Consider the following 19483-nt stretch of genomic DNA (forward strand, 5'->3'; position numbering starts at 1 on the left):
TATAGAAGGAGACGGCATATGAGTTTTCATGATCAACCCATTCTACCTGCTGTTCGCAATATGAAGCAATTTGAGGAATTTTTAAAAAGTCCATTTACATATGGGGTCTTACTTGATGTGCATTTAGGCCGGCTAAAGGGCATTATGAATGAGGCAAATGCCCATCATAAAAAAATGTTTGTCCATGTCGATCTCATTCATGGGATCAAACATGATGAGTATGGAACGGAATTTATTTGTCAGGAAATGAAGCCGGCAGGAATTATTTCTACTAGGTCTTCTGTCATAGTAAAAGCCAAGCAAAAAAAGGTATATGCCATTCAGCGAATGTTTTTACTTGATACAAGTGCGATGGAAAAAAGCATGGAGTTCGTAGGAAAACACCGCCCAGATTTTATTGAAGTATTGCCAGGGGTCGTACCGGATTTAATTACAGAAGTGCGCGAGCGAGCTGGGATTCCAATATTTGCAGGCGGGTTTATCCGTACAAAAGAAGATGTAGAAAGAGCGCTTGAAGCGGGAGCTACAGCTGTGACAACATCGAATACAGCCCTTTGGAAAGCGTTCCAAAAGTGAAAAAGATAAAATGTGAAAATTGATTGACAACGTTTTCATCCTCTGATACTATAGCACTAAGTTAATATCATGTGATGGAGAAACGGAGATCCACAACAGCGCTTTACTAGGTGACAAATGACCCTGATGTAAAGTATGTTTGTTGTGGATCTTTTTTCTTTATCTTTTTTTACACATTCATAGGGGATGGCAACTGAACCAGAGGAGGAATTTTCATGACACCATTTTGGGGTGAAGTCGTAGGTACAATGCTTCTCATTATTTTTGGAGGCGGTGTATGTGCGGCAGTCAATTTAAAGAAATCGCTCGCATATCAGTCCGGCTGGATTGTAATCGCTTTCGGATGGGGATTTGCAGTAGCCATAGCAGCTTATGCAACAGGTGGAATCAGCGGAGCTCATTTGAATCCAGCACTAACAATTGGGCTTGCGCTAGAAGGAAGTTTTCCTTGGGCTGATGTACCAATGTATATTGCCGGCCAAATGCTTGGCGCATTAATAGGAGCTATTATTGTCTTTTTACATTACTTACCGCACTGGAAAGCAACAGACGATCCAGGTGCAAAGCTGGGTGTATTCTCAACTGGTCCTGCGATTCCGCATACTTTTGCAAACGTACTTAGTGAAGTCATCGGTACATTTGTATTGGTTCTAGGAATCTTAGCGATTGGTGCAAATAAATTCGCAGACGGAATCAATCCGCTGATTGTTGGATTCTTAATTGTCGCAATTGGTCTTTCTTTAGGTGGAACAACTGGTTATGCAATCAATCCTGCACGTGATTTAGGTCCGAGAATTGCACATGCGATTCTGCCGATTCCAGGTAAAGGTCCATCGAATTGGAAGTATGCTTGGGTGCCAGTCGTTGGTCCAATTTTAGGCGGCGCATTTGGCGGTGTTTTCTACAATGCAGCTTTTAAAGCGAACATCACACCAGCCTTTTGGATTGTAAGCGTTATTTTAGTTGTGGTATTGTTAGGACTCTATGTCTCTACGAAAAATCAAACAAATGCTGTAAATGAAAGTATGTAAGGGGAGGAAAACACCATGGCAAAAGAAAAATATATTCTCGCTTTAGATCAAGGGACAACAAGCTCAAGAGCGATCTTATTTGATCAAGAAGGCAAAATTGCACATACAGCTCAGAAGGAATTTAATCAATATTTTCCGAACCCAGGCTGGGTAGAACATAATGCAAATGAAATTTGGAGTTCTGTTCTATCCGTCATTTCAACTGCTTTAATTGAATCAGGCATTGAAGCAGATCAAATCGCCGGTATCGGAATTACGAACCAGCGTGAGACAGCTGTTGTTTGGGATAAACATACAGGCGCACCCGTTTATAATGCAATTGTTTGGCAGTCTAGACAAACGTCTGGCATTTGTGAAGAGTTAAAAGCGCAAGGACACAATGAAACGTTTAGAAATAAAACAGGTCTTCTCATTGATGCTTATTTCTCAGGGACAAAAGTAAAATGGATTTTAGACAATGTAGAAGGTGCTCGTGAGAAAGCAGAAAATGGCGACTTGCTGTTTGGCACAATTGATACATGGCTTATTTGGAAGATGACAGGCGGTCAATCACACGTCACAGATTACTCCAACGCGTCAAGAACGTTAATGTTCAACATTTACGATCTGAAATGGGATGAAGAATTACTTGAGATCCTTGGCGTACCTGCTTCTATGCTTCCAGAGGTGAAACCATCTTCACACATCTATGGTGAAACAACAGACTATCACTTCTTCGGCAGAAATATCCCGATTGCAGGAGCGGCGGGAGACCAGCAGTCTGCACTATTCGGTCAGGCTTGCTTTGAAGAAGGAATGGCGAAGAACACGTATGGCACAGGATGTTTCATGTTGATGAATACAGGGGAAAAAGCAATTAAGTCGGATCATGGTTTATTAACGACAATTGCATGGGGCATTGACGGTAAAGTTGAATATGCTTTAGAAGGAAGTATTTTCGTAGCTGGTTCAGCGATCCAGTGGCTGCGCGATGGACTGAGAATGTTTAAAGACTCAAAAGACAGCGAAGCCTATGCGGAGCGCGTTGAGTCAACAGATGGCGTATATGTCGTTCCAGCATTTGTTGGTCTAGGCACACCATATTGGGACAGTGATGTCAGAGGCGCTGTATTCGGATTAACACGCGGTACTTCTAAAGAGCACTTTGTCCGTGCAACGTTAGAATCACTTGCTTATCAAACGAAAGATGTTTTAGATGCGATGGAAAAGGATTCAAACATCTCATTAAAAACTTTGCGTGTGGATGGCGGAGCTGTAAAGAATGATTTCTTAATGGGCTTCCAAAGTGATTTGCTGGATGTACCAGTAGAGCGTCCAGAAATTAATGAAACGACGGCACTCGGTGCGGCCTATCTTGCGGGAATAGCAGTTGGCTTCTGGAACGACCGTTCAGACATTGCAAAACAATGGAACCTTGACAAGCGCTTTGACCCTAAAATGGAAGAGGACAGCCGTGACTCGTTATACAGCGGGTGGAAAAAGGCTGTAAAAGCAGCTCAAGCTTTCAAATAAACCAAAAGTATGGTATACTTCAAGTAAGTTAATAGAACGGTTGGAGAACTGGAGAGACCGCAGGCACCGAAGTGTAGAAATACGCTTTGGGTGTTTGCGGTCTCTTTTTCTTTACCGTACAACATGGGAGGAACAAGAGATGACTTTTTCTAGCTTAGAAAGAGAACAAATGCTTCAGGAAATGACAAAAAAACCATATGATGTGTTTATCATTGGTGGGGGTATAACAGGCGCTGGTACAGCACTTGACGCGGCTTCACGCGGAATGCGTGTCGGTCTTGCAGAAATGCAGGATTTCGCAGCAGGTACGTCTAGCCGCTCAACGAAACTAGTGCACGGCGGACTTCGTTATTTAAAACAATTTGAAGTAAAAATGGTCGCAGAGGTCGGTAAAGAGCGTGCCATTGTATACGAAAATGGTCCTCATGTGACAACGCCAGAATGGATGCTTCTTCCGATGCATAAAGGCGGGACATTTGGTAAGTTTTCAACCTCTATTGGACTGAGAGTGTATGACTTTTTAGCTGGCGTAAAGCATAGCGAACGCAGAAGCATGCTAAGTGCGAAAGAAACACTTGAAAAAGAACCGCTTGTCAAAAAGGACGGCTTAAAAGGCGGCGGCTACTATGTTGAATACCGTACAGATGATGCACGCCTCACAATTGAAGTCATGAAAGAGGCTGTGAAATTCGGAGCGGAAGCGGTCAACTATGCGAAAGTAAAAGAATTTATTTATGATAAAGGCAAAGTGGTTGGTGTTGTCATTGAAGATGTCATGACGCAGAAAACATACGATGTGTATGCGAAGAAGATCGTCAACGCGACAGGTCCATGGGTAGATCAGCTGAGAGACAAAGACCACTCAAAAGAAGGAAAACACTTACAGCATACAAAAGGAATTCACTTAGTATTTGACCAATCGGTCTTCCCGTTAAAACAAGCGATTTACTTTGACACGCCTGATAAACGTATGGTCTTTGCCATTCCAAGAGAAGGCAAAACGTACGTTGGAACAACAGATACAGTGTACAAAAAACAGCTGGAGCACCCGCGTATGACAAAAGCCGATCGTGACTATGTCATCCAAGCGATTCAGTACATGTTCCCTGACCTCAATATTACAGAAAAAGATGTAGAATCCAACTGGGCCGGTCTTCGTCCGCTCATTCATGAAGAGGGCAAAGATCCTTCAGAAATTTCTCGTAAAGATGAAGTGTGGACATCATCTTCAGGCTTAATCACCATTGCTGGCGGTAAATTAACAGGCTACCGTAAAATGGCTGAGCATATTGTCGATCTAGTACGTGATGGATTGAAACAGGAAACGGGCAAAGATTACGGACCATGTAAAACAAAGCATATGCCAATCTCAGGCGGCCATGTAGGCGGATCTAAAAACATGGCAGCCTTTGTTCAAGCGAAAACAGCAGAAGGCGCATCTGTTGGTTTAACAGAACCGATTGCACAAAAACTAGCTGAAAAATATGGTTCAAACGTCAGCAGTGTCTACAAACGAGTAGAGCAGCTTCAAGGGGAAGCAGACAAACGAAACATTCCAGCATATGTGCTGGCAGAGCTTGTCTATGCGATCGAAGAAGAACTAGCTGTAACACCTGTCGATTTCTTCTTAAGAAGAACAGGAAGCCTATTATTTAATATCAATTGGGCAAAAAAATACGCACAGCCTGTTGTTGACTACATGGCAGAGCGTTTTGGCTGGGATGAAGCAGCAAAACAGAAACATCAAACAGAATTAGATCAACTATTCCATGAAGCAGTCGTACCGCTTGATGCTGAATAAAAAGAAGACAAAGGGTTAAAGCAAGATCATTTTAGCCCTTTGTCAACAATCTCAAAGCCGATCATGTATCGGCTTTTTTTATTTGTGCAACATTTTTTCCAACTGCTAATGATATAGCATGACATAAAGGATGATTCCATATAAAATAACAGTAGATGTTATTTTATTGATGATAAGAGCTGGGGAGGACGACCATGAGTTGGAAGACGAATTATGAGCGATGGATCAATGAGAAGCACCTGGATACTGAATTAAAGGAATGGCTGGAGACGCATCAAGATGACCACCAGGCACTTGAAGACTGTTTCTACAAAAACCTTGAGTTCGGCACTGGAGGAATGCGCGGTGAGATTGGTGCAGGCACGAACCGAATGAATGTGTACACTGTTCGTAAAGCATCAGCAGGTCTTGCTGCGTATATTGCGAAACATGGAGAGGATGCAAAAAATAGAGGCGTCGCCATTGCATATGATTCACGCCATAAATCGCCTGAATTTGCGATGGAAGCAGCCAAAACACTTGCTTCACAAGGCATTCAAACGTACGTATTTGATGAATTGCGTCCGACACCAGAGCTCTCCTTTGCGGTTCGTGAACTGCATGCATTTGCTGGAATCGTCGTGACAGCAAGTCATAATCCACCAGAATATAATGGCTATAAAGTGTATGGTGAAGATGGCGGGCAGCTTCCTCCATTTGAAGCAGATCAAGTCATTCAAGAAGTAGATGCAATTGAAAATGAACTGTCGATTTCAGTTGACTCTGAAGAAACGTTGAAACAGCAAGGGCTGATCAAAATAATCGGAGAAGAAATCGACCATGCTTATATTGAAAAATTAAAAACCATTAGTGTGCACCCTGAGCTGGCACATGAGGTCGATGTCAAAGTCGTGTTTACTCCGCTTCATGGGACAGCCAATCACCCTGTCAGAAACGGGCTGCAGGCTCTTGGATATCAGCATGTCACTGTTGTGCCTGAGCAGGAAAAACCAGATCCACAATTCTCAACAGTGACCTCGCCGAATCCAGAGGAGCATGCAGCATTTGAGTACGCCATCAAGCTTGGTGAAAAACAACATGCAGATATCCTTATTGCCACAGACCCAGATGCTGACAGGTTAGGCATTGCGGTCAGAGATCACGAAGGAGAATTTACCGTCTTAACAGGCAACCAAACAGGCGCTCTGCTGCTCCATTATTTATTATCTGAAAAACAAAAGCTGGGTCAGCTGCCGCCTCGTCCCGTTGTGATGAAAACCATTGTTACAAGTGAGCTTGGGCGCGCTGTAGCATCAGCTTTTGGTGCCGACACGATAGACACACTCACAGGCTTTAAATTTATTGGAGAAAAAATTAAGCAGTTTGAAAAGAGCGGAGAATACACGTTTCAATTCGGTTATGAAGAGAGCTATGGCTATTTGATCGGTGACTTTGCCCGAGATAAAGATGCGGTGCAAGCGGCACTTTTAGCCGTTGAAGTCGCTGCTTTCTATAAAAAGCAGGGCAAGTCCTTGTACGATGCGCTTGTCGATATTTTCAAGCAGTTTGGATTTTACCTGGAAGGATTAAAGTCGTTAACCTTAAAAGGAAAAGAAGGAGCAGAGCAGATTTCAGCGATCCTTCATACCTTTAGAACAAACCCGCCAGCTGCCATCGCAGGGCAGCGCATCACAGTGATTGAGGATTATCAATCAAGTCAAAGACAACTTGTGGCTGAAAAGAAAGAGGAAACCATTCACCTGCCAGCATCAAATGTGCTGAAATACTTCCTTGAGGATGGTTCATGGTTCTGCTTAAGACCTTCCGGCACTGAGCCTAAAGTGAAATTTTATATTGCAGTCAAAGGCACGTCTTTAACAGATAGTGAAGAAAAGTTAAAGCATTTGTCAGAAGAAGTGATGAAAGTCGTTTATGATATTGTGGAAGAAACAGCGAAATAACGAAAGACAAGGCCATCGTGTATGAATACATGATGGCTTTTTCTCAGCCAAAAGGATGAGAAGAAATCATTCTTTTGGAGAAAGAGCTACGAGGGGGCTCATGGTATAATGAGCGTAATGAGAAGTGAAGGCTGCAAATGCCGGGGGTAAACAGTATGGGAGAATACCAAGAGAAGGTTGAAACATTAAAAACGTTAAAAGAAATTGCTGAAAAGCTAAATGAAGGCATGGAAATGAAAGAAACGCTCCATGAAGTGCTCCATATGCTGATGGATGTCACAGGCTTTCATTCAGCATGGATTTATTTTATAGAAAAAGACGGGTCATATGAACTGATGGCAGAGGTTTCCTTACCTGAAGCACTCGCAATGCATCAAAAGCAGCTCATGTGTCAAAATGATTGTTATTGCATCAACCGTTACACAAAAGGCACACTGCAATCAGCCACAAATATTATTAATTGCAAACGGATTGAAACGGCGATTGAAGAAAAGCTTGGGGATACAGAAGGAATTACTCATCATGCGACCGTACCGCTACAAGCGTGTAAGCGTACGTTCGGCTTATTAAATGTGGCAGCAAAAGGAAAAGTCACGTTTACGCAAGAAGAGCTGAATTTGCTTGAAAGCATTGCACTTCAAATTGGCACTGCCATTCAGCGGATGAAGCTTGTGCAAAATGAACAGCAGCACGCACTTTTGGAAGAAAGAAACCGGCTCGCACAGGACTTGCATGATTCTGTCAACCAAATGCTGTTCTCTGTGAGTCTGACGGCAAAGGCTGCACGGCAAATGACAAGCGATCAGAATTTAGGAGAAATGATTGATTTTATTCAGCATTTGTCACAAGACGCTCTGATTGAAATGCGGTCACTCATTTGGCAGCTGAGACCAAGAGGCCTTGAAAAGGGGTTTACGACAGCAATTGAAGAGTATGCACAGCTTTTAGGATTACGCTGCAACTTATCTTTATTAGGCTGTATAGAAATGGATCATTCACACAATGAAACTTTGTTTCGGGTATGTCAAGAAGCACTGAATAACTGTCAAAAACATGCGGAAGTAGAAGAAGTCGAGGTCAAGCTTGAGCAATCAAAAGACACGTTGGAGATGAAAATCATTGACCACGGAAAAGGTTTTCAATATGACGAGCAGATGAGCCTTCCTTCACTTGGGCTGAAAGGGATGTCTGACCGCATCCAAAGAGCAGGTGGTACATTTTGTATCTATTCAGAATTAGGTAAAGGAACCACGATTCATGTAAAAGTGCCATTTTCACAAGAAAGGAAGGGATCGTCATGAGAGTTGTCATTGCAGATGATCATCATATTGTGAGAAAAGGGCTTGTGTTTTTCTTGCAGACACAGCCTGATGTGGACATCGTTGGTGAGGCGTCCAATGGGCAAGAGGCATTAGAGGTTGTCAGAGAAACTCAGCCTGACATTGTCTTAATGGATTTGTCTATGCCTGTCATGAATGGCATTGAGGCAACGAAACAAATGACGCTGGAAATGCCTGACTCCCGCATTGTGATCCTGACAAGCTATGCGGATAAAGATTATGTCATTCCCGCCATTCAAGCAGGGGCGAAGGCCTATCAATTAAAGGATGTGGCACCAGAAAAACTGCTATCAACCATGATTGAAGTACAAAATGGCACCTATCAGTTAGATGGTCATATCACGACCTTTCTCGTGCAGCATCTGACAGAGCCAAAAGAGCAGAAATGGGCATTGATGAAAGAGCTCACCAATAGAGAGCGAGATGTCTTATTTGAGATTGCAAAAGGCAAAAGCAACAAAGAAATTGCCTCATCGCTGTTTATTTCTGAAAAGACTGTCAAAACGCACGTATCCCATGTATTATCAAAATTAGAGCTGGCAGATCGAACCCAAGCGGCTCTGTATGCAGTGGATTATCAAAAAAATCAGCCAAAAGAGCTGCTATGACAGACTAAAACTTTTAAGCGCACATTCAATTCAGTGAATTGAATAAAGAGTTGGTTATTTGACGTGCCCTTTTGCGTAAAAAGAGAAGTATGAACAGCCTAATTTCTAATAGAAAAACAAATAAAAGACTTGATGAGAGTATGCTCATCAAGTCTTTTTTTATTCTAAAGGAGGTGATGAGCTGGTCAATCAAAGGTGAATGTAAAATCTGAGGGGATCAAGTGGAGGCATATGAATTAGTAAGTGATGACAAATTAGAGCTTTAATAAGCTTGTGATCCATACATTATCTCTAACGCTTCCGTCTATTTCATATCAGCCACTTTATGTTCCCAGCACTGAGCACTGCTAATTGTATGGAAAAGGGAAGGGCTAAAAAAATTCATTTTAGCCCTTTTTCTTTATGTGTACATCGGTTGTGAATAAACTTCAGCAGCAGCAGCCTCTGAAGCATGGTCAATGTACTGGAGGAGCCCATATAAACATTTTTCAACATCTGCATCGTTCCGGTTAAATTGATACGCATGTAGGAAATGCTCAATACGTTTCGAGAGCAAATCATCTTGCGTACGTACCATAAGAATAAGTAAATTATCCCATTGCGAGCGATGCGTATAATAAAGTGCTTTATCATAATCCGCCACATTCATTAAACCTTCTCCTTTCCCTTGAGAAGTCCTCATTAGTTTGCTCGGATCATATCGACTTTTTCAGGGGAAAAGTTGGTGTCCGCATCAATCGTGTACCGGGAATTATAGGCTGAATAATTGCTTCATGTATGAAAAAGGACCGGCCAGCTAAACCTAAACAAAACATATATGAAAGTGAGTTCAATGATATCATGCAGCCGAAATTGTGGATGCTTATTGCAGCAGGAATCGTTTTGCTTGGCAGTTTGATGATTCATCCTGCATCAAAAGCAGCGGTGCAGCCGTTTGAAAATTGGGAAAGACTTGCGTACACAGCGTTGCAAGATGAATATAAAGGTGCCGCTTTAAACGATTATCATTACATTGGCCGTACACAAGTAAATGATGAGCAGACAAAAGATGTGTTTCGCGTCACTGTAAAGGAAGGCTCAACTCGCTTTGCCGCACATGCAGAAATTTATTTTCATCCGGTGACCGGTCATTTGATTAGTATTAACGTGTTTCGATTATAAAAAAGCCCCTTTTTTTGTAAAGGGTGCTTGAGGCGTTCAGTCATAAAAGACAAAGGGCTAAAATAAAGATCATTTTAGCCCTTTGTCCAACAATTTTTTTTCGAAATGGAATTACTTCATGCTACCTTGAAGATAAGCGCGAATATCCACACCAAGTGAATCTGCTAATCGCTGGCCGTAATCTTCATCGGCACGATAGAAGTTGCAGATTGCAAGTAATTTTGTTTGGTCATTCACATCTTTCAGATCAGCTGTTAGGTTTTTAATCAATGCTTGTTTCTCTTCTTCAGAGTAGCTTCGATATTTTTCTCCAGCTTGTTTGAAATCGTTCGGTTTTTCAATTTTTTGTCTCACCATACGGTCACCGTGAAGAACTGGCTCACTTTCTTTGTAGTGAGGGTTTTCTTTTGGCTGATCGTCATAACGGTTTGGTTCATAGTTAATATGACCGCTTGGACGAGTCGTTGTCATAAAGCCATCCTGCTGGTTATTGTGTACAGGTGCATAAGGGCAGTTAACCGGAATGCGCATGTAGTTCGCACCAAGACGGTGGCGCTGCGTATCAGGATATGAGAACAGACGGCCTTGAAGTAGTTTATCTTCAGATGCCTCAATTCCTGGAACAAATGCACTTGGCGTGAAAGCAGACTGTTCTGTTTCAGCAAAGAAGTTCTCAGGATTGCGGTTGAGTGTCATGCGTCCTACTTTTTGAAGCGGGTAATCTTCCTCGCTCCACGTTTTTGTTGGGTCACATGGATCATAATCAAGGTCATCATAATCGCTAAGCGGCATAAGCTGAACATATAAGTCCCATGCTGGGAAGTTGCCTTTTTCAATGCGGTCATATAAATCTCTTGTCGCATGCTGGAAATCGTTTGCTTGAATTTCCGCTGCTTCTTCCATAGATAAGTTGCGAATACCTTCAGAAGGTCTCCAGTGATATTTCACATATTTTGCTTCGCCGTATTTGTTCACCCATCTAAATGTATGCACACCAGAACCGCGCATTTCAGCGTAGCTTGCAGGGATTCCTTCGTCAGAGAAAAGCCATGTGAGCATATGAGTGGATTCAGGCGTTAAAGTCATAAAATCCCAATAACGGTCAGGATCTTGAATATTGGTTACAGGATCTGGCTTGAGAGAGTGAACCATATCAGGGAATTTCAATGCATCACGAATAAAGAAGATCGGCAAGTTGTTACCAACGAGATCATAGTTGCCTTCTTCTGTATAAAATTTGACAGCAAAGCCGCGCGGGTCACGCAATGTTTCAGGTGAACCTTTCGGATGAATAACGGTAGAGAAGCGAACAAAAACGTCTGTTTGTTTTCCTTCTTCACTTAAGAAGGCTGCTTTTGTATGTTTCTCCATGCTGTTTTCTACTTCAAACACACCGTAAGCGCCGGCGCCTCTTGCATGAACGACGCGCTCTGGAATACGTTCACGGTCAAAGTGTGCAAGTTTTTCAATCAAATGGTAATCATCAAGAAAGGTAGGTCCGCGGTGACCAGCTGTTCTTGAGTTTTGGTTATCGCCAACAGGCACGCCTTGGTTCGTTGTCAAATTTTTATGATTTGAATTTGTCATTCTTTTCTCCTCCTGTAAACAAAAAAGTGTTTTCTAGCAATCTATATACCCTAATTATATTGAATCAAACATGATAGTCAATATTTATTTATAATAATTTTAAATAAATTATTATTACAAGAAGGTAAAGAAAAAGACGAAAGAATAAATTCTTTCGCCTTAAAGCAGGAGCTCTCTAAGAGCATCTTTGTTTTGTGTTAAATCGTTTAGTGTGTATCGGTCTAGAACGCTTAAATAAGCAGTGAGTGCTTCATGAAGTACATGCTTTAATGAACAAATTGGGGAGATGATGCAGCTGTTTTTCTTTGGATCAAAGCATTCAACCATGACTAAATCATCCTCTGTATAACGGACAACCTCTCCAATATTAATGCTTTCTGGGCTTTTTCCAAGCCTGATCCCGCCATTTCTTCCGCGAATCGTTTCCACATACCCGCGTTTTCCAAGATGATAAATCACCTTCGTCAGATGATTTTTAGAAATGCCATAAACATCGGCGATCTGCTGAATATTTGACAGTTCATTATTTTCTCTCGAAGCTAAATAAATGAGTACCCTTAATGAGAAATCTGTGTAATTCGTAAGTTTCATTTTGACGACCTCTAAACCTAATAGAGTTTTGTATCATCGTAACACATTTTAGACAAAAACTGTTCGAGAAAGTGTAAAATGTGACAACATTTAAAACATGTATTATAAATATTGCTTTTAGAGACTGTCATCTATTACGATAAAGATGTATTTAAAATACTTCTTTTGAAAGAAGGAATGACGATGTTATCTAAAGATCAAATGAATGCAATAAAGCAATCAGCTCCTCTACTAAAAGCCGAGGGAACCAAGCTTGTCACTGTTTTTTATCAAAATATGATTCGCCAGCACCCGGAGCTGCTCAATCAATTTAATAAAACAAATCTGATGAACGGAAGTCAGCCAGAGGCACTTGCTGCGACACTATATCAAGCTGCACTGCACATTGATCGGTTAGAGGAATTACTTCCTGCGGTCAAACAAATTGCCCATAAGCATGTCAGTGTCATGGTCAAAAAAGAACAATATCCAATTGTCGGATATCACCTGATTGAAGCGATGAAAGAGGTGTTTGGCTTAAGAGAAGAAGATGCCACTTTATTAGCTTGGAAAGCTGCATATGACATCATTGCGAATATTTTCATGACCATAGAAGCAGAAATGATGGATGAAAATGTGAAACAGACAGGCGGATGGGCAGATGTGAAGCCGTTTGTGATTAAGAAAAAGAAGCAAGAATCTCCATCGCTTATCTCTTTTTATTTAGTACCAGAAGATGAATCAGAGCTGCCAATGTATAAAGCAGGCCAATACATTACGGTTCAGGCAGATATGCCAGGAGAAGCCTATATGTGCAGCAGACAATACAGCTTATCAGACGAGCATCATCCATCTTATTACCGTATTACAGTGAAGCGTGACGGTCATGTGTCTACATTTTTGCATGATGAAATGGAAGAAGGGGACGTTCTTCAAGTGAGTATGCCGCAGGGAATGTTCTGTTTGCAAGATGACATAAAAGAGCCTGTTTATTTCATCAGTGCTGGGTCTGGTGTCACACCAATGATTGGTTTAGTGAAAACTGCCGCACAAAACAGCCAGACATTCACGATGATTCATGCAGATCGATTAGAGGATGTAAACGCTTTTGAAAATGAGTTTGAACGCGTTCTAGCTTCAGCTTCCTATGGACGCATCATCCTATGTAACGAACAATTTGCGCAGTCTGGAAAGGGTGAACTCGTTGAGAAAGCGGCTTCCCGCATTGACCGTCCATTTCTTCAATCGGTGATCGGAGAAGGGAAAGGCCAATTCTATCTATGCGGTTCCCCGGTGTTTACACAGGAGATCATTCATCATCTAAAAGAGCTGGGAATTCCAGCACAACATATTCATTTCGAATCATTCGGCGGGCAATCCACGAAAGAAATAGAAGTCGTCTAAACGATTGGCGGAACATCATGTTTTTTTATATACGCTCATATAGTAGGGATAAGTCCGATGAGGAGGGATGGTTTCCTTGAGCGTATCTGAAAAACGTCTTTTACAAAGAGCGATTGATGAAATTACAGAAATTGCAGAAGGATTTGGTCTAGATTTTTATCCGATGAGGTATGAAATCTGTCCCGCGGAAATTATTTATACGTTCGGTGCATATGGAATGCCAACACGATTCAGCCACTGGAGCTTTGGGAAGCAATTTCATAAAATGAAGCTTCATTATGATTTAGGGTTAAGCAAAATTTATGAACTTGTCATCAATTCAAATCCTTGCTACGCCTTTCTACTTGATAACAATACGCTTGTTCAAAATAAATTAATTGTGGCTCATGTATTGGCACACTGTGATTTCTTCAAAAATAATTGCCGTTTCCAAAACACAAAACGAGATATGGTCGAAAGTATGTCAGCAGCGGCAGAGCGGATCAAAGAATATGAGCATATCCACGGGACAAAAGAAGTCGAGTCCTTTTTAGATGCCGTATTGGCTATCCAAGAGCATATTGATCCGTCCCTTGTTCGATCAAAATTAAGCTGGAATATGGACGATGAAGAAAGTGAAGATAATAAACCAAAACGTCAAACGCCTTATGATGATTTGTGGGGAATGGATGAGCCGAAAACGCGTGAGAAAAAGAAAACCGTTAAGCAGTTTCCGCCAAAGCCGGAAAAGGATCTTTTACTCTTTATTGAGGCGCATTCCCGCGAGCTGGAGCCGTGGCAGCGGGATGTCCTTACCATGCTGAGAGAAGAAATGCTCTATTTTTGGCCGCAGCTGGAAACAAAGATTATGAATGAAGGCTGGGCATCGTATTGGCACCAGCGGATTATGCGGGAGCTTGATTTGGATTCAAGTGAATCGATAGAGTTTGCGAAATTAAATGCAGGTGTGGTGCAGCCATCTAAAACAGGCATCAATCCTTACTATTTAGGGCTGAAGATTTTTGAAGATATCGAAGAGCGCTATAACAACCCGTGTGAAGAATTAAAAAAAGCAGGGGTCACAGAAGGATCTGGCCGCAGTAAAATGTTTGAAGTCAGAGAAATTGAGTCAGATATTTCCTTTATTCGAAACTACTTAACGAAAGACCTTGTGATGAGAGAAGATTTGTACTTGTTTCAAAAGCAGGGGAGAGACTATAAAGTCATTGATAAAGAATGGAAGGCGGTTCGTGATCAGTTAGTCAGTATGAGAGTGAATGGCGGCTTTCCGTATTTGACCGTGATCGATGGCGACTATTTAAAAAATAACGAACTTTATATCAAGCATTGGTATGAAGGCATTGAACTTGATCTGAAATACTTAGAAAAAGTCCTTCCGTATTTATATCAGCTGTGGGGAAGAAGTGTGCATATCGAGTCCGTTCTTGAAGGAAAAGAAGTGATGTTTTCTTATGATGGAAAAGGGGTTCATAGGAAATATCTTGCATGAAAAAGACAAAAAAGATGTCTCTTAGCAGACATCTTTTTTGTCCATTTTATTGGTTTTTCAGCAGTTTGAAAATGTGTTTTGCTTGATCGGTATTTTCCATTAGACCTTTTAGCTGCTGGCTTGTTGGGCCATACGCAAAGAATGGAACTTCATCACCGGTATGGCCAGATGTTGTCCAGCCTGTATGTGATCTTGTATTGATCACTTCTTCAATCGCATCATCAATTTTAACAGTATCCTTTGTTTCAGCGGCCTTTTGAATAGATGCTATTTCTTCTTTTGTGAAATCAAGATTGATATATTGTTTCAGGGCTGACTCGACAGGCATGCCGCTGACAATTTTGTTTGCGATAAAGTCAGGCGTTTTTTTCGCTGCTTTTACCGGTTGGTAATCCCAGCTCCCTGAACCGTCTGCTCCGAAGGAAAGTCCGCCAGTTGAATGATCCGCGGTCGTGATGACTAACGTGTTTTTATCCTTTTTCGCAAAACGAATCGCTTCTTCAAATGCTTTTTCAAAATCCTTCATTTCGCTCATCGCACTGACAATATCATGATCATGTCCAGCCCAGTCAATTTGACTGCCTTCGACCATAAGGAAAAATCCTTTTTTGTTTTTAGACAGCTGTTTGATGGCTGAGGATGTCATGTCTTGCAGGGAAGGGGTCGTTTGATCACGATCAATGGCTTTATCGAGACCTCCATCAGCAAAAATGCCTAATACTTTTTCATTTTTGTTTTTTTGTAAGGCGGCTTTATTGGTGACATAATCATAACCGGCTTGTTTGAATTCCTTCGTCAGATCACGATCCTTTCGGACAAAATCGACAAGTCCTCCGCCAAGCATGACATCGACTGTATGTTGTTTTCCGATTTTCTCATCGAAGAAATCATCAGCGATGGCTGCTGTGTTTTTCCTAGACACATCGTGAGCGGCATACGCAGCAGGTGTAGCATTTGTTAATTCAGATGTCACGACAAGACCCGTCGATTTTCCTTTTCGTTTGGCTTCTTCTAAAACGGTTTTTAGTTTTTTGCCGTTTTTGTTTACACCAATGGCATTGTTGTATGTCTTTTTACCAGTTGCCATGGCTGTACCAGCTGCTGCTGAATCGGTAATGTTATTTTTAGAGTCGTCAGGGTATGTTTTGTGCATGCCAGTGAGGTAAGGGTCAAACGCTGTTTGCTTTGAAAGGTCACCGTTGTGTTTAAATGAGCGGTAAGTTGAAAGATAAGGTGTTCCCATGCCATCTCCAATCAGCACGATCACATTTTGCACGTCATTTTTCGGCTTCTTTTTAGCCTCAGCTTTGTCAGCTTGTCCAAATTCAATCCCTGAAAAAATGCCAATCGATAGCACAGATGCTGCTGCCACTGCAGCGATTTTCGTTTTCGAGCTTTTCAACACACTCATTCATTTTGCCTCCTCATTGTTTATGTATCGCTCTTACGTTTACAATGGTAGAGCAGAAGTGTGGATTCCTTTTTACAGCACCGTAAAGTTCACTTTAAAATTGTAAAGGTCCACTTTACATAGAATGAACTAAAAAGAGAAATGAATGTATCATTTATCCATGACAAGATGCGATTATTTTGTCATGATTGTGTAATAAAAATGAAATAAAAAGAACCCTAAAAAAAAATAAATTTTGCCGAATTAATAAGCATAATGTCGTAGGAAGTCAAGACTATTTCTTCTGGTATTTGATCCTTATAATAGGGAGTAGATAAAAATTCGGATCAGATAGATACATACAGGAGGAACAAATGAAAAAACAATTGATCACAGCTGCAAGTGCAGTTCTACTTGGGACGATATTATTTGCCGGAGCTGCCTCAGCACAATCAGTAAAAGTTCAAAAAGGTGACTCTCTTTCTGTTCTAGCGAAAAGATACAAAACAAGCGTGAGCAAAATTAAATCAGACAATAAGCTGAAATCTAACGTGATTTATGTTGGACAAACCTTAAAAGTGAATGGCACTTCTTCGAAAAAAGCAGTGAAGACATCAAAAACAACAACAAAAGTAAAAACGGCTTCAGCAACTGCCACTCATAAAGTTGTCAAAGGTGATACATTATCTAAGATTGGCAAAAAATACGGGATGACTGTGAAAGAGTTGAAATCGTTAAATAAACTTAAAACAGACCTCATTAAAATCGGGCAAAAGCTAAAGGTGAAAAAGACGTCTAAAGTAAAGACGAAACCTGTGAAAGAAAAAACAGTCTCTACTTCTTCCTTAAACACGTCTAAGCTTATAGCAGATGCTAAAGCGCAAAACGGTACTCCATATAGATGGGGTGGAACGACACCGAAGGGCTTTGATTGCAGCGGATTTATGTGGTATATCATTAACAAACAAAAAAAGATTTCAAGACAAACAACTGAAGGTTTCTGGGGATCGATGAAAAGTGTATCCAAACCGAAGGCTGGAGATTTTGTCTTCTTTACAACGTATAAATCAGGTCCATCTCACATGGGTGTCTACCTTGGAAACAATAAGTTTATCCATGCTGCTTCTGACGGTGTAACGATCAGTGATATGACATCAAGCTATTGGAAGCCTATTTATCTTGGAGCGAAAACATTTGTAAACTAATTCATTTTAAGAGACTGCTATGAAGCAGTCTCTTTTTTCATATATCATTTATGCCGCAGAACTGGTCTTTTTCTCATAGATCACTATCAGTCTTAAGGCTTTAAAATAACATAATTGTGGACCCGCTTTTAAAAAAAGGGTCTTATTTTTGTTGAATAATAAGTATATGAAAAAAATATAATCTTCCATGTTGTATAATAAATAGAGGGAGACAAACTATCAATTGAATAAGGATTGAAGAAAATCTAACCGTTTTATTGACAATATTTTCGTTGATATATAAGAATTTTCACTCTATTTTTAAAAAAAGTGTTTTCATTTTTTAATTTTCATATATAATAATTTTACGCCACCAATTTATTGTGCTAAATTTAATCTAAATATTCAGAAAATATTGTGAATTATATGAATGTGGCGTCTTTAGACTGATACTAAGTTTTGGGAGTGATGGTATGAGCAATTCATTGTTTAGAAAAAAGAGCATTTCAGAGCTCATTGCGGCAACACAAGGGGAAAAAGCATTAAAAAAGGAATTGGGTTCATTTGATTTAACCATGCTGGGCATTGGAGCCATTATCGGGACAGGGATATTTGTTCTAACAGGTACAGGAGCCGTCACTGCGGGGCCAGGACTTGTGCTATCATTTGTCATCGCAGGTCTTGCTTGTTTGTTTGCAGCACTGTCATATGCGGAATTTGCTTCCACAGTGCCTGTATCAGGGTCTGTGTATACATTTACGTACGCATCAATGGGGGAATTTCTAGCATTCATCATTGGATGGGATTTAATATTAGAATATATGCTGGCCGCTAGTGCCGTTTCAGCGGGCTGGTCAGGCTATTTTGTGTCTTTTTTAAATGGGATAGGGATTCATATACCAGTTGAGTTAACAGCAGCACCAGGTGGTTTAAAAGGGCAAGTGACATATTTTAATCTTCCAGCATTTATTATTTTAATGGTCATCACCTTCCTGCTGTACTTTGGTATTAAAGAATCAAAACGAGTCAATAACATCATGGTTATTATGAAAATTGCTGTGATTCTGCTCTTTATTTTAGTCGCTGTGAAATATGTAAAACCTGAAAACTGGACACCATTCGTACCATTTGGGACATCAGGGGTCTTAAGTGCAGCAGCCCTAGTATTCTTTGCATTTATTGGGTTTGATGCAGTTGCTTCTGCGGCAGAGGAGACAAAAAATCCATCACGCAACCTGCCTAGAGGGATTATTACTTCCTTATTGATTTGTACACTGCTTTATGTCGTTGTCAGTGCGATTATGACGGGCATTGTTCCTTTCATGAATTTTGAAGGAGTATCACATCCAGTGTCTCTCGTTTTACAAGTAGCCGGACAAAACTGGGTGGCTGGTATTGTGGATGTCGGAGCGATTCTAGGGATGACAACCGTAATGCTTGTCATGCTGTACGGCCAGACACGCGTGATGTTTGCCATGTCTCGTGATGGCTTGGTGCCAAAGGTATTATCAAAAGTTCACCCAAAGCATAAAACACCTTACATCAATACACTGTTCTTCGGTACATTGTCAGCATTAATGGGTGGATTTATTCCACTTGATGAGCTGGCAAGCCTAGTGAACATCGGGACACTTTCAGCATTCATTTTGATTTCAGTGGCGGTCATTGTGATGAGAAAAACGCAGCCGGACTTACCACGAGCTTTCAGATGCCCAGCAGTTCCGCTTATTCCGATCTTGGCTATTCTATCTTGCGGATTGCTCATTTATAAGCTGGGTGCAATTACCTTTATTCGTTTCTTAATCTGGCTTGCCATTGGGCTGGTTGTGTATTTCTTATATTCAAGAAAGCATTCAGAATTGAATAAAAAGTAAATGAAAAAAGCCCATG

The 19483-nt window shown here is 41.0% G+C and carries 16 protein-coding genes; 12 read left to right on the forward strand and 4 right to left on the reverse strand.

All coding sequences use genetic code 11. The annotated features are described in order from the left end of the window. Positions 1-18: 18 nt before the first annotated feature. From MHI08_RS04605 to MHI08_RS04635, 7 genes are all read left to right on the forward strand, one after another. Positions 19-576 (forward strand): glycerol-3-phosphate responsive antiterminator, encoded by a 558-nt coding sequence (locus MHI08_RS04605; RefSeq protein ID WP_024425304.1) that lies wholly within the window; start codon positions 19-21, stop codon positions 574-576. A 215-nt stretch (positions 577-791) separates the two neighbouring features. Continuing rightward, entirely contained in the window at positions 792-1607 is an 816-nt protein-coding gene (locus MHI08_RS04610; RefSeq protein WP_024425303.1) for an MIP/aquaporin family protein, read from the forward strand. A gap of 15 nt (positions 1608-1622) precedes the next feature. Continuing rightward, positions 1623-3119 (forward strand): glycerol kinase GlpK, encoded by a 1497-nt coding sequence (gene glpK / locus MHI08_RS04615; protein WP_024425302.1) that lies wholly within the window; start codon positions 1623-1625, stop codon positions 3117-3119. Between the two features lie 139 nt (positions 3120-3258). Then, entirely contained in the window at positions 3259-4920 is a 1662-nt protein-coding gene (gene glpD, locus MHI08_RS04620; RefSeq protein ID WP_024426602.1) for a glycerol-3-phosphate dehydrogenase, read from the forward strand. A gap of 194 nt (positions 4921-5114) precedes the next feature. Further along, positions 5115-6860: a phospho-sugar mutase gene (locus MHI08_RS04625; RefSeq protein WP_251181173.1), complete on the forward strand. Its 1746-nt coding sequence runs from the start codon at positions 5115-5117 to the stop codon at positions 6858-6860. Positions 6861-7015: 155 nt separating this feature from the next. Then, positions 7016-8161 carry a GAF domain-containing sensor histidine kinase gene (locus MHI08_RS04630; RefSeq protein ID WP_339241026.1) on the forward strand — a complete coding sequence of 382 codons (1146 nt, stop codon included), beginning with the start codon at positions 7016-7018 and terminating at the stop codon, positions 8159-8161. Further along, on the forward strand, positions 8158-8808 hold the full coding sequence (locus tag MHI08_RS04635) for a response regulator transcription factor (protein ID WP_024426599.1): 651 nt from the start codon (positions 8158-8160) through the stop codon (positions 8806-8808). The genes MHI08_RS04630 and MHI08_RS04635 overlap by 4 nt, the downstream gene beginning before the upstream one ends. 400 nt (positions 8809-9208) lie before the next feature. Here MHI08_RS04635 and MHI08_RS04640 read toward each other — a convergent pair whose 3' ends face one another. After that, positions 9209-9457: a YhdB family protein gene (locus MHI08_RS04640; RefSeq protein ID WP_024425297.1), complete on the reverse strand. Its 249-nt coding sequence runs from the start codon at positions 9455-9457 to the stop codon at positions 9209-9211. Between the two features lie 248 nt (positions 9458-9705). Here MHI08_RS04640 and MHI08_RS04645 point away from each other — a divergent pair, with 248 nt between their 5' ends. Continuing rightward, positions 9706-9969 carry a YqzG/YhdC family protein gene (locus MHI08_RS04645; RefSeq protein ID WP_335374559.1) on the forward strand — a complete coding sequence of 88 codons (264 nt, stop codon included), beginning with the start codon at positions 9706-9708 and terminating at the stop codon, positions 9967-9969. Between the two features lie 111 nt (positions 9970-10080). On the opposite strand, the gene MHI08_RS04650 is transcribed toward MHI08_RS04645, so the two are convergent. Together MHI08_RS04650 and MHI08_RS04655 are read right to left on the reverse strand one after the other, a co-directional pair. After that, positions 10081-11556, reverse strand: a complete 1476-nt coding sequence (locus tag MHI08_RS04650) for a catalase (RefSeq protein WP_339241029.1) — start codon at positions 11554-11556, stop codon at positions 10081-10083. Positions 11557-11715: 159 nt separating this feature from the next. After that, positions 11716-12147, reverse strand: a complete 432-nt coding sequence (locus tag MHI08_RS04655; protein ID WP_024425294.1) for an Rrf2 family transcriptional regulator — start codon at positions 12145-12147, stop codon at positions 11716-11718. A gap of 183 nt (positions 12148-12330) precedes the next feature. On the opposite strand from MHI08_RS04655, the gene MHI08_RS04660 reads away from it, so the two are divergent. Both MHI08_RS04660 and MHI08_RS04665 read left to right on the forward strand, forming a co-directional pair. Beyond that, entirely contained in the window at positions 12331-13530 is a 1200-nt protein-coding gene (locus MHI08_RS04660) for a globin domain-containing protein (protein WP_034623910.1), read from the forward strand. Positions 13531-13606: 76 nt separating this feature from the next. Further along, positions 13607-15019 carry a SpoVR family protein gene (locus tag MHI08_RS04665; protein ID WP_268423363.1) on the forward strand — a complete coding sequence of 471 codons (1413 nt, stop codon included), beginning with the start codon at positions 13607-13609 and terminating at the stop codon, positions 15017-15019. Between the two features lie 46 nt (positions 15020-15065). On the opposite strand, the gene MHI08_RS04670 is transcribed toward MHI08_RS04665, so the two are convergent. Next, positions 15066-16430 carry an alkaline phosphatase gene (locus MHI08_RS04670; RefSeq protein WP_268487222.1) on the reverse strand — a complete coding sequence of 455 codons (1365 nt, stop codon included), beginning with the start codon at positions 16428-16430 and terminating at the stop codon, positions 15066-15068. Between the two features lie 353 nt (positions 16431-16783). Between MHI08_RS04670 and MHI08_RS04675 the strand changes: the two genes are divergently transcribed. Together MHI08_RS04675 and MHI08_RS04680 are read left to right on the forward strand one after the other, a co-directional pair. Further along, positions 16784-17614, forward strand: a complete 831-nt coding sequence (locus tag MHI08_RS04675; protein ID WP_339241038.1) for a LysM peptidoglycan-binding domain-containing protein — start codon at positions 16784-16786, stop codon at positions 17612-17614. Between the two features lie 452 nt (positions 17615-18066). Beyond that, entirely contained in the window at positions 18067-19467 is a 1401-nt protein-coding gene (locus tag MHI08_RS04680) for an amino acid permease (protein WP_208946535.1), read from the forward strand. Positions 19468-19483 lie beyond the last annotated feature (16 nt).

It is taken from the genome of Bacillus sp. FSL M7-0791 (genome assembly GCF_038627085.1).
GTDB lineage: Bacteria > Bacillota > Bacilli > Bacillales > Bacillaceae > Bacillus > Bacillus safensis.